General features: G+C 62.0%; 10 protein-coding genes and 1 tRNA gene. 5 read left to right on the top strand and 6 right to left on the bottom strand.

What is annotated here, in order from left to right:
* Positions 1-449 precede the first annotated feature (449 nt).
* From B7Y49_RS01995 to B7Y49_RS01985, 3 genes are all read right to left on the bottom strand, one after another.
* A tRNA-Thr gene (locus tag B7Y49_RS01995) sits at positions 450-524 on the bottom strand.
* Positions 525-729: 205 nt separating this feature from the next.
* Positions 730-1119 carry a cupin domain-containing protein gene (locus B7Y49_RS01990; RefSeq protein ID WP_374125885.1) on the bottom strand — a complete coding sequence of 130 codons (390 nt, stop codon included), beginning with the start codon at positions 1117-1119 and terminating at the stop codon, positions 730-732.
* A 157-nt stretch (positions 1120-1276) separates the two neighbouring features.
* Positions 1277-3082, bottom strand: coding sequence for an aminopeptidase P family protein (locus B7Y49_RS01985; protein WP_374125884.1), 1806 nt, complete (start codon positions 3080-3082; stop codon positions 1277-1279).
* Between the two features lie 107 nt (positions 3083-3189).
* Between B7Y49_RS01985 and B7Y49_RS01980 the strand changes: the two genes are divergently transcribed.
* Positions 3190-5250 (top strand): S9 family peptidase, encoded by a 2061-nt coding sequence (locus B7Y49_RS01980; RefSeq protein WP_374125883.1) that lies wholly within the window; start codon positions 3190-3192, stop codon positions 5248-5250.
* On the opposite strand, the gene B7Y49_RS01975 is transcribed toward B7Y49_RS01980, so the two are convergent.
* A complete protein-coding gene (locus B7Y49_RS01975) occupies positions 5247-5696 on the bottom strand; it encodes a Rid family hydrolase (RefSeq protein ID WP_374125882.1) in 450 nt (149 codons plus the stop codon). The two genes, B7Y49_RS01980 and B7Y49_RS01975, sit on opposite strands and share 4 nt — an antisense overlap.
* A gap of 95 nt (positions 5697-5791) precedes the next feature.
* Here B7Y49_RS01975 and B7Y49_RS01970 point away from each other — a divergent pair, with 95 nt between their 5' ends.
* From B7Y49_RS01970 to B7Y49_RS01960, 3 genes are read left to right on the top strand one after another with little or no spacing between them, the layout of a single operon-like run.
* Entirely contained in the window at positions 5792-6136 is a 345-nt protein-coding gene (locus B7Y49_RS01970) for a helix-turn-helix domain-containing protein (RefSeq protein WP_374125881.1), read from the top strand.
* Positions 6133-6534, top strand: coding sequence for a thioesterase family protein (locus tag B7Y49_RS01965; RefSeq protein WP_374125880.1), 402 nt, complete (start codon positions 6133-6135; stop codon positions 6532-6534). The genes B7Y49_RS01970 and B7Y49_RS01965 overlap by 4 nt, the downstream gene beginning before the upstream one ends.
* 43 nt (positions 6535-6577) lie before the next feature.
* The gene (locus tag B7Y49_RS01960; protein WP_374125879.1) at positions 6578-7195 is read left to right on the top strand and encodes a TIGR02466 family protein; all 618 of its coding nucleotides are present in this window, start codon (positions 6578-6580) and stop codon (positions 7193-7195) included.
* A gap of 159 nt (positions 7196-7354) precedes the next feature.
* Here B7Y49_RS01960 and ppc read toward each other — a convergent pair whose 3' ends face one another.
* Positions 7355-10057, bottom strand: coding sequence for a phosphoenolpyruvate carboxylase (ppc, locus tag B7Y49_RS01955; protein ID WP_374125878.1), 2703 nt, complete (start codon positions 10055-10057; stop codon positions 7355-7357).
* A 141-nt stretch (positions 10058-10198) separates the two neighbouring features.
* On the opposite strand from ppc, the gene B7Y49_RS01950 reads away from it, so the two are divergent.
* A complete protein-coding gene (locus tag B7Y49_RS01950; protein ID WP_374125877.1) occupies positions 10199-10519 on the top strand; it encodes a hypothetical protein in 321 nt (106 codons plus the stop codon).
* 10 nt (positions 10520-10529) lie between these two features.
* Here the strand turns inward: B7Y49_RS01950 and B7Y49_RS01945 are convergent, their stop codons facing one another.
* Complete coding sequence (locus B7Y49_RS01945; protein WP_374125876.1) at positions 10530-10772, bottom strand: hypothetical protein; 243 nt, start codon at positions 10770-10772, stop codon at positions 10530-10532.
* Between the last annotated feature and the right edge of the window lie 37 nt (positions 10773-10809).

Below are 10809 nucleotides of genomic sequence, written 5' to 3'. Positions count from 1 at the left end.
ATGATCTGCTCCTCGGTAAATCTGCTGCGCTTCATCGTCGTCCTCCTTCATGAAGGACTCTAGCTCAGACTGGCGGAGTTTCAGGGGAGCACGTCAAGACTGTCTACGGTTTACGGTAAGCTGCGCTGCGGTGGAGAAGCTGATGGTCGATCAGGCCTTCTCTGAACACCGTGCTTGCTGGCAAATCGAGGTCAGTTGGTCGGCATGCCAGTATGAGCTATCTCACCCGCAGAATGATGCCGAATTGCCGGTAGCATTCGGGGCTGTGCCACCCACCTGCGACACTCGACGCGCGCGAATCTCGTTGTCGGACTGACTGGCCAGCCACCGAGTGATTTAGAACCGTGCCAATTTTCGGGTGTGTTTTTCGCGTGATTGCTGGGTGGTGGCCCAGATCACGGAAAAGGCTCTCGGTCGCCCCCGCGGGGACCGTAAGTTTTTGATAAAAATGGTGCTGCCGGTGAGGATTGAACTCACGACCTCAGCCTTACCAAGGATGCGCTCTACCACTGAGCTACGGCAGCATTTTTCCGGCTTTTCGGGCGGAAGCGCGGCTATGGTCCGACGTGCGCGTGCTTGTCAAGGCAAGGCTTGTGCGGGCGGGGTTGGCGCGGGATAGGGGCGGCATGAGCGAAAAGGATGATCGCGCCGAACGGCTCGCCGCACAATTGCGCGAGAACCTGAAAAAACGAAAAGCGCGTGCACGCGGTGTTGCGGCGGATGCGCCCGTCAGCGCGGACGATGCGTCGTCCCCAGACCGGCGGTAATGAACAGCGCGGTCGCCTCTTCCGTTACATCGGCGGTGTGCCAGCAACCGGGCGGGTTGATCGCGTAATCGCCTGCACCGATCGTGACTGTCGCGGTGCTGCCATCGGCCATTTCCTGGTGGAGCGTCATTTCGCCGCTGATGCAAACCACCACTTCGTCACCCAGCGGGTGCATTTCCCATGAATCCCAGCTTTCGGTGAAGCGGTACATCATCACCAGCCGCCCCTCGACACCGTCCGCATCGTGGCGCTCGCCATAGCCTTGATACCACGCCATGCCGGTGAAATCAGGTTGCACGATTGCCCTGGCGCCGGGGCCGAGATGGATCGGGGTGGTAAGCAGCGATGGCATGGTCCGTTGTCCTTTTCAGCCAGGATCGCCGACTACAGCCGATCTCCAAACAAGCATTAATGACTGCCCAGCCAATAACCAATGCCATAGCTCGCATTGCCAATAACCGGCACTAATATCGCAAAGCCTGCGATAACGGCGAAAACTATAACTGCCTTTATGATGCGTCGGCGATCGGTGCGCATTTCTTGACCAGCCATGCCAAATCCTCGCTATCCAATTGTGGCGAAAGGATTTTTAGTACACGCGCGTGATAAGCGTCAAGCCAATTGCGTTCCACGTCAGTCAGCACCTCAGCCACGATCAAGCTGCGTTCGATCGGGCAAAAGGTGAGCGTTTCAAAGCCGAGCATCGGTGTTTCCGCCCCCTCGATCGCGCGGTCCTCGACCAGGATCAGGTTTTCGATGCGGATGCCATATTCGCCCGCCTTGTAGTAGCCGGGCTCGTTCGAAATGATCATGCCCGCGCGCAGCGGCTCGGATGGGCCACCGCCGGGATAATTGGGCTGGGCGATCCGCTGTGGCCCTTCATGCACCGACAGATAGGCACCGACGCCGTGGCCAGTGCCATGGGCATAATCGAGCCCTGCCTCCCATAATGGTCGCCGCGCAAAGGCATCGAGTTGCCCGCCATTGGTGCCATGCGGAAACACGGCGGTGGCGAGCGCGATATGGCCCTTCAGCACGCGGGTGAAGCGGTCGCGCATTTCCACGGTCGGCGCGCCGATTGGCAGCACGCGGGTGACGTCCGTCGTGCCATCGGCATATTGCCCGCCCGAATCGACCAGATAGAGCTGGCCGAGCTCAAGCGGCGCGTTCGAAGCCTCGTCCACCTTGTAATGCGGGCTCGCGCCATGCGCACCGGTGGCGGAAATCGTGTCGAACGAGGTGTCGAGCAACACCCCCGATGCCTGACGAAACTCGAGGAGCTTGGCCGCGCAGCTGAGTTCGGTCTGCCCCCCCTTGGGGGCTTCGGCCTCGACCCAGTGCAGGAACCGCGCCAGCGCCGCGCCATCACGCGCGGAGGCCGCACGGTGCCCGGCAATCTCGACCGGGTTCTTCAGCGCCTTGGCGAGCACCACCGGATCGCGCTGCGCCAATACCGTCGCACCGCCCGCATCGAGCGCATCGAAAATCGCCGCGACCGCGCGTTCGGGATCGGCGGCGACACGCTTGCCAGCGAAGTGCGATAGCGCCGCGGCGAATTCGCTGCGATCATGCACACGGATCGCATTGCCCAGATGCTGCCGCACCGCATCGGTCAGCTTTTCAGGTGCGATGAACAGGTCGGCGGTGCCGTCTGCCTGCACGATCGTGTAGGCGAGCGCGACGGGGGTGTGATCGACATCTTGCCCGCGAATATTGAAGGCCCAGGCGATCGAATCGAGCGCGGTCAACACCACCGCATCGGCCTTGCGCGCGGCCAGCCAGTCGGCGATTCCGGCGCGTTTTTCGGCGGAGGACTGCCCCGCCTGATCATCGGCATGCACGGATAGCGTCGCGTTGGAGGGGGCAGGGCGATCCGGCCAGACGGCATCGACCGGGTTGGTATCGACGGGCACCAGCACCGCGCCGCGCTCGGCCAGCGCGCGGCTCGCTTCGTTCACCCAGGCGCGGGTGTGCAGCCAGGGATCATAGCCGATCCGCGCGCCCTGCGGCGCGTTCTCGGCCAGCCAGGCGGCAATGCTGGTCTGCGGCACGCCGACATAGGCCCAGTGATTGCCATCGACCTGCTGGCGCACTTGCAGCGTATAGCGCCCATCGGTGAAGATCGCCGCCGCTTCGGGCAGCACCGCCGCCGCGCCCGCCGATCCCTGGAAGCCGGTCAGCCAAGCGAGGCGCTGCGCATAGCCGCCGACATATTCGCTCATATGCTCATCGGTAAGCGGCACGACGAACCCGTCGAGGCGATCGCGCTTCAATTGATCGCGCAGGGCGCGGAGACGGTCGGCGTAAGTGGACATGGGCAATCCTGAATGTCGTTGCTGGTGGCCATCCTACGCCCTCGACCGGGTTCAAGTCGAGCCGCCGCCTCTCGACTTCGCGCGATACGCAGGGCTAGGGATATGCGATGAAAACCAGCACCACGCCGCCGCGCGCCGATCGCCGCCAATTCAGCTTCACCGCGCACGGGGTAATAATCGACGATCCCTATGCTTGGCTGAAGGACCCCGGTTATCCAGAGGTCACCGATAAGGATGTGCTGGCCTATCTCGAAGCGGAAAACGCCTATTTTGAAGGTGTAATGGCGCCGCTCAAGCCGCTGACTGACCGGCTCTATGAAGAGATGAAGGGTCGCATCAAGGAAGACGATAGCTCCGTCCCGCAAAAGGATGGCGACTGGCTCTACTGGACCGCGTTCGAAACCGGCGGGCAGTATCGCAAATGGTGGCGCAAGCCGGTTGCTGGCGGCCCCGATGAGCTGCTGCTCGACGAACCGGCGCTGGCCGAGGGCAAGGAATATTTCCGGCTCGGGGCTCTTTCCGTCAGCAATGACGGACGACTGATGGCCTATGCGATCGACGACAATGGCTCGGAACGGTTCGAAGTACGGGTGAAGGTGATTGCGACCGGCGAGCATCTCCCCGAAGTGATCCCCGGCATGCTCTCCGAAATCGTCTGGGCGGCGGATGACAGCGGGTTCCTTTATGGCCTCGCCAATGATCAGTGGCGGACGGACAATGCCCGCTTCCACCGGCTCGGCACCCCCGTCAGCGACGATATCGAGTTGTTCAAGGAAGCCGATGAGGGCTTCCGCGTCGGCGTGTCGGAAACGAGCGACCGGCTATGGATCGTCATCGCGACGGGCGATCATGTGACGAGCGAAGTGTGGCTGGTGCCCGCGAGCGATCCGCTCGCCAAGCCGGTGTGCGTTTCGCCGCGTCAGGTTGGCCGTGAATATGATGTCGATGCGCATGGCGACACGCTGTTCATCCACACCAACGATACTCACCCCAATTTCCGGCTGTGCACCGCGCCGGTCAGCGATCCCGGCAGCTGGATCGAACTGATCGGCGCATCATCCGATTTCTACATGACCGGGGTGAGCTGTTTCGCGAAGTTCTTCATCGTCGACGGGCGCGAGGCGGGGCTCGATCAGATCGAGATCCATAGCTACGACGGCGGCACCCCGCGCCGGATCGAGTTCCCCGAAGCGAGCTATGACGCGGGCCTTGGCGACAATCCCGAATATGACATGAGCGTGCTTCGGCTCGGTTATGAATCGATGGTCACGCCGGGCACCGTCTATGATTATGACGTCGCGACGGGCGAAAAGACTGTGCTGAAGGTGCAGGAAATCCCGTCGGGCTATGATGCGGCAAAATATGCCACTGACCGGCTGCATATCACCGCGCGCGACGGCACGCAGTTGCCCGTCTCGATCGTCTATCCGGCAGATTTCCCCAAGGACGGCAGCCGCCCGCTCTTCCTTTATGCGTACGGCGCTTATGGCTACGCGATCCCGCCGGGCTTTTCGACCGGGCGGCTGAGCTTGCTCGATCGGGGCTTTGCCTATGCCATCGCGCATATTCGCGGCGGGGATGATCTGGGCCAGCAATGGTATCTCGACGGCAAGCTGGAGAAGCGCACCAATACGTTCACCGATTTCGTTGATGTGGCGAAGGGGCTGATCGCGGACGGTTGGACGAGTGCCGGCAAGATCGCGATTGCGGGTCGATCGGCGGGGGGAGAGCTGATGGGCGCGGTGGTCAATTCGGATCCCGATCTATGGGGCGCGGTGATCGCCGATGTGCCGTTCGTCGACGTGCTCAACACGATGATGGACGCATCGCTGCCGCTGACGCCGGGCGAATGGCCTGAATGGGGCAACCCGATCGAGGACAAGGCGGCGTTCGATCTGATCCGTAGCTACTCGCCCTATGATCAGGTGTGTGCGCAGGACTATCCGCCGATGTTCATTTCGGGCGGGCTTAACGATCCGCGCGTCACCTATTGGGAGCCCGCGAAATGGGCCGCCAAGCTTCGGCACGAGAAAACTGACGACAATGTGTTGCTGCTCAAAACCAATATGGGCGCGGGGCATGGCGGCAAATCGGGCCGGTTCGAAAGTTTGCGCGAAGCCGCCGAAGAGCACGCCTTTGTGCTGTGGCAGCTGGGGGTGGAGGGTTAGTAAGCAGCACTTAAAGGATTGAATTCAGGTAGATAGGCAGTGACCTCGACCTCAACCATAAACTCCGGCTGCGCCAATCGCGGTACTTCGATCCAGGGAGCCGAAGCCGGAAGGGAATGGCCAGCGAAAGCGGCCAAGCGACGAGCCGCTCCTTCGGCCAAAAATCGCGGCAGATCGGTCGTGACGATTGCTTCACGAACAATGTGCGATAGCGTTGCGCCATGAGCAGCCAATGATTGACGGATGCTTTCGTACACATTGTCAACCTGAGTCGGCATGTCGTCAACAGCGGTCGGGTTTCCGTTTGCATCGATGCTTACGGTCCCGGAAACGAATACAAATGGCCCGACGTGTACAGCTTGGACATAGCCCCACAATTCTTCAAACCCATGGAGCTGGATCATGTGTTTGGTTGAGACCGGACAGACATTGGCTTCAAGCGGCATAACGGCAACTCCTTTTCGCGAGCATGCCTTATGAAGCTTGGTGTCGATCTACATAAGAAGGCACTTTTCGGTCCGTTACTGATGCGAGGGTAAGTATGAATGTCCACTCCGACTGTGTGCTCGACCAGAGCAGCGGACCGCGCCGACTGCTCCAAGTCATTGGCAACAAATGGGCTCTCCTCATCGTGTATGCTTTGGAACCCGGTATGCTGCGCTTCAACGCACTGGAACGAGCACTTCCAGGTATCAGCCAGAAGATGCTGGCACAGTCATTGAAGCGGCTGGAAGCAGCAGGCCTCGTGGATCGTCATGCCTTCGCAGAGGTGCCGCCACACGTCGAATACCGGCTGACGCCGCTGGGGCATTCGCTTGCCCCGGTTACGATAGCAATTTGCGATTGGGCGAGTGATTACGCACACTTGCTTGGTGACGCCCCGTGACTCGATTTACCCGCGCCATCACGGCGACGCCCGACGACATCGACGAACTCGGTCATGTCAACAATGCGGTGTGGGTGCGGTGGATTCAGGATATCGCCGTCGCGCACTGGCAGACGGTGGCCCCGGTCGAGCATGTCGCCGCCTATATCTGGGTCGTCACCCGGCACGAGATCGATTATCGTGGCAATGTTGGCCCCGGCGAGAGCGTGACGGGGGAGACCTGGGTGCCCGGCAAACCCTATGGTGCGCGGTTCGATCGCCACGTTCGCTTTACCGGCAGCGATGGCAAGGTGAAGGTGGAGGCGGTATCGACCTGGGCGCTGCTCGATCGCGCGACGGGGCGGCTGCTCCGGGTGCGGGAGGAGATCGCGGCACCGTTTCTGGATTCACCTTCATGATGTCGGGCATGATGCAGGGCGGGGATCGGATCGAGTACCAAGCATGACCGAACCACAGAAGATACTGGCCTTCGCAACCCCGGTGATCAGCGTCGTGCTGGATCATGACGCGGGCTTTAATGCCGAGCTTGCCCGGGTCATCCGCGCCCGGCGTGATGTGTCTGAAGGCGTCATGCGCTCCAATGTCGGCGGCTGGCATTCGGACACACGATTGTTACACTGGGCGGGTGAGCAGGTGGCGCCGGTGATCCGCCGGATGGTCGAACTTGCCGATGCGAACATCGTCGATACCCAGGCGCTGCCCGGTGAGCGGCGCGGCTGGCTGCTCGAGGCATGGGCGAACATCAATCCGCCAGGCAGCGCGAATGCCCCGCATGTGCACGGCGGAAGCTTCTGGTCGGGCGTCTATTACGTCGCGGTGCCCGAGGGGGAAGGCGGCGAAATCACGTTTGACGATCCCCGCCTGCCGATGATCGAAATGCATGCGCCGATGCTCCGGTTCCGCGACTCCGGCGGTGAGCGCGTGCTTCGGATCAAGCCCGTCGCGTCGCAATTGCTGTTGTTTCCCGCCTGGCTGCGCCACGCGGTTGAGCCATGGCAAGGTGAGGGCGAACGCATATCGATCGCCGTCAACCTGACCGCGCCGCCGTTGAAGCGGTAGCCAGTTCTCCTGAAACTCGAAATCAAAACGCCCGTTCGCCCTGAGCGAAGTCGAAGGGCAAGCGCAGCGCTTGGGCTTCGACTTCGCTCAGCCCGAACGGGTTCGGGATTGTTTCAACCTGACGTCATCTCATTCCAAATGGTCGTTGCTTGCGCCCGCCTACCCACTGTTCCTGAGCGCGGTCGCGATTGCGTTGATCGACAGCAAAATGCCCTCGCCTATCCGCTCGTCTTTCTCGCCTGCCCGCCTGCGTTTGATCAGCTCGATCTGCAACAGGTTCAGCGGCTCGATATAGGGCAAGCGCAGCCGGATCGATGCATCGAGAGCTGGGTTGTTGGCCAGCAGATGCGGCTGGCCGGTGGCGAGCAGCAAGCCATCACGGCTGCGATGCCAGCCGTCGCTGATCCGGGTAAAGATAGCGTCCGCCATCACTCGATCCTCCACCAGGGTCGCGTAGCGCGCGGCGATGCCCATGTCGGATTTGGCGATCACTTGCTCCATATTGGCGAGCATCGCTGCAAAGAATGGCCAGCCCGCCGCCATTTCCTGCAACAGCGCCTTGTCCTCAAAGGCAGCGATCGCGGTGCCGACCCCGTACCAGCCCGGCAGCATCACCCGCGCTTGCGCCCAGCTGAATACCCAGGGGATGGCGCGCAAATCCTCGATCCGGTCAGATTTGGTGCGGCTGGCCGGACGGGAGCCGATTTTCAGGCCGGATATTTCGGCGATCGGCGTCATCTGGCGGAAGAATTTGCGGAAACCCTCGGTACCGTAGACGAGGTCGCGATAGGTGCGAAACGCGGTGTCTGACAATTGGTCCATCGCCCCTGCAAAACGGGCATAATCCCGCGCTGACAGCCTTTCGGGTTCAAGGCTGGCGAGCAATGTCGCGGCCGCAATCGCCTCAAGATTGGTGGTGGCGCTTTCGCGCGTGCCATATTTGCCGGCAATGACTTCGCCCTGTTCGGTAATCCGGATGCGGCCCTGCACCGTGCCGGGCGGTTGGGCGAGGATCGCGGAAAAGGACGATCCGCCGCCGCGCCCTACGGCGCCGCCACGCCCATGGAACAGCTGCATTGCGACGCCCGCCGCCTCGAACACCGGTGCCAGCGCGGTCGAGGCGCGGCTGAGGCTCCAGGTAGATGTCAGATAACCGCCATCCTTGTTGCTGTCCGAATAGCCGATCATCACTTCTTGATGGCCGCGCGCGCGTGCAATCGCGGCAATTTCGGGCAGCGCCAGATAGGCGGCCATCACACCGGGTGCCGCCTCCAGATCGCCGATCGTCTCAAACAGCGGCACCGCCATGATCGCGGCATGTGGCGGCGTATCCTGTCCCAGGCGCGGCCGGTACAGCCCGGCTTCCTTCAGCAACAGGTTCACCTCAAGCAGATCGGAGACCGATTGCGCCATCGACACGACATAATTGGCGATGCAGGCAGGACCGTAAATCGCATGGGCTTCGGCCGCCGCATGGAGGATCGCGATTTCGGACGTGGTTTCGTCGCTATAGGCAGCATAGGGGCTGGTGAGCGGTCGCGGGCTGGCGAGTTCGCGGCGCAGCAGCGCGATCCGCGCGTCCTCATCCAGCGCCAGATAATCATCGACGACCCCGGCCCCCTTCAACAGGTCAGCGACCACGCGCTCGTGCACGGCGCTGTTCTGGCGCATGTCGAGCGTGGCGAGGTGGAAGCCGAAGGTCTCGACGGCTCGGATCAACCGGCCAAGCGCACCGCCGGTGGCCAGCACAGCGCCTCCACCTGACGGAACATGATCAACCGCCAGGCCGCGCGCAATCGCCGCCAGATCCTCGCGAAAGGCATGCGGCGCGGGGTAAGGTGCGCCGGTCAACGCGCCGGGGCGCGGCGCAGCCTTGTGCGTCAGCGCCACATGGGTTGCGGCCAGCCGCGCATAGATTCCGGACAGCGCGCGCCGATAGGGTTCGTCCGCCCGCGACACAGCCGTATCGCCGCTCGCCTCAGCCAGCGTGGCGACGGCATCGCTGACGGTCGTCAGTTCGCTGGAGATCGACAGTTCGGCGCCAAGCAGATGGACCGCATCAAGATAATAGCCAAGCACCGCCTCGCAGGCCTTGCCCAGCGCCGTGCGGAGCGAGTCCGCCACCACGAACGGGTTGCCATCACGATCGCCGCCAATCCAGCTGCCGGGGCGCAAAAAGCTTGGCGTACGCTGGCCAAGCGCGCGGTCCCATCGTTGATAGAGCGCGGGCAACGTGGGCAGGAAGACGTCCCGCAGATAGCTGAGCGCGGTCTCGACTTCGTCCGCCACATACAACCGCTCGCGCCGCAGCACCCGGGTTTGCCACAGCAGCGCGATCTGGCGGGAGATCGCCTCATCGACCTGGTCGCCATCGGGGGTGATCGTAACCCCCGCATCGCGCAGCTTCATCAGCTCGGCGATCCGGTTGCGATGATCGATCATGCTCTTGCGCCGCACTTCGGTGGGGTGGGCGGTCAGCACCGGCGCGATCAGCGCATTGTCGAGCAGAGCGATCGTGGCAGCGTTATCGATCCCGTCGGCCCGTAGCCGGGCGAGCACGGCGGTCAGATCAGCCCCCGGTTCGGCGGTGACACCCTGGCGATCCTCCGCGAGATTGGCGAGCATCGAAAACAGCATGAAACCGCGCGTGAAATCGAGCGTCTCGTCCAGCGTCAGCCGGTCAAGCGCCATGTCTGTGGCGCGATGATCGCCCAGCCCGCGATGCCGCTCGACCGAGGCTTGGCGGATCGTTTCGACCCGCTCAAATAGCGCCGCGCCGCCATAATCGCGGATCACATCGCCCAGCAATTTGCCGAGAAAACGGATATCGGGATTGTTGGTGATCGCGGGGAGGCTAACCATAAGTGTATGCTGCGCTGCGGCAAGCGCGAGGTCAACGGCCAAAGCTTCGGGGCAACAGGAATCGCACGCAAACTGCCTAATTGACGCCATGATCCAGCGACATCTTTGGTGCTAATCAGGCTATACTATGAGGGTCTTAGCATGATGCTTGCACTGCTGCTCCTGCTGCCTCAGGTGAACGATTCGCTCGGTCCGCCATCGTCACTACGATCGACAGTGGTAACGACGCCACTGAAGCCGGCGACTACGCGATCCTGCCCGGAAAAGGCCGCCAGCGATATCGTCGTGTGCGGGTCGCCCGATCAGAATGAGCAATATCGATTGCGGCCCTTGCCACCGAAATATGTTGAGGACCCCCGCATTGTGGTGCCACTGGGTGGCAAAGCGACGGCGACGTCGGCGATTGAACAAGGTCGGTTGGGGGATGGCCGGATCATGTTCAAGATGCTGATACCGTTCTAAAAGGTACGAGTTAATCGTCCTTCGTGCAGGAATCGCTGGTTGCCGAGGCGGTCGGCCGGTCTCGGCCCATCGTCCAGTTGCCCTGCAGTCGCACCTGGGGATTAGGGACGCACCAGATCTCACCGGTATCGTTTATCGCGGTGACCCAGATCAGGTTATGTTCCTGCCCGTAATCGATCACGGCAAAGGCAAAGCCTGCACCCTTGTCGACGATATGGACGGGAATGGTCGGGTCGAGCTGTTGAAAAGCCATCATGTTTCTCCGACGGGCTCAAGTGCTCGTCGGGCGT

Origin of the sequence: Sphingomonas sp. 28-62-11, assembly GCF_002278865.1 — a bacterium.
Classification (GTDB): Bacteria; Pseudomonadota; Alphaproteobacteria; order Sphingomonadales; family Sphingomonadaceae; genus Sphingomonas.
This window is presented reverse-complemented; position numbering and strand designations above follow the sequence as displayed.

Bases quoted from the DNA above. Each gene is read 5' to 3' on its own strand.
- B7Y49_RS01990 (WP_374125885.1), bottom strand. From the start codon at position 1,119: ATGCCATCGCTGCTTACCACCCCGATCCATCTCGGCCCCGGCGCCAGG.
- B7Y49_RS01985 (WP_374125884.1), bottom strand. From the start codon at position 3,082: ATGTCCACTTACGCCGACCGTCTCCGCGCCCTGCGCGATCAATTGAAG.
- B7Y49_RS01980 (WP_374125883.1), top strand. From the start codon at position 3,190: ATGAAAACCAGCACCACGCCGCCGCGCGCCGATCGCCGCCAATTCAGC.
- B7Y49_RS01975 (WP_374125882.1), bottom strand. From the start codon at position 5,696: ATGCCGCTTGAAGCCAATGTCTGTCCGGTCTCAACCAAACACATGATC.
- B7Y49_RS01970 (WP_374125881.1), top strand. From the start codon at position 5,792: ATGAATGTCCACTCCGACTGTGTGCTCGACCAGAGCAGCGGACCGCGC.
- B7Y49_RS01960 (WP_374125879.1), top strand. From the start codon at position 6,578: ATGACCGAACCACAGAAGATACTGGCCTTCGCAACCCCGGTGATCAGC.
- ppc (WP_374125878.1), bottom strand. From the start codon at position 10,057: ATGGTTAGCCTCCCCGCGATCACCAACAATCCCGATATCCGTTTTCTC.
- B7Y49_RS01950 (WP_374125877.1), top strand. From the start codon at position 10,199: ATGATGCTTGCACTGCTGCTCCTGCTGCCTCAGGTGAACGATTCGCTC.
- B7Y49_RS01945 (WP_374125876.1), bottom strand. From the start codon at position 10,772: ATGGCTTTTCAACAGCTCGACCCGACCATTCCCGTCCATATCGTCGAC.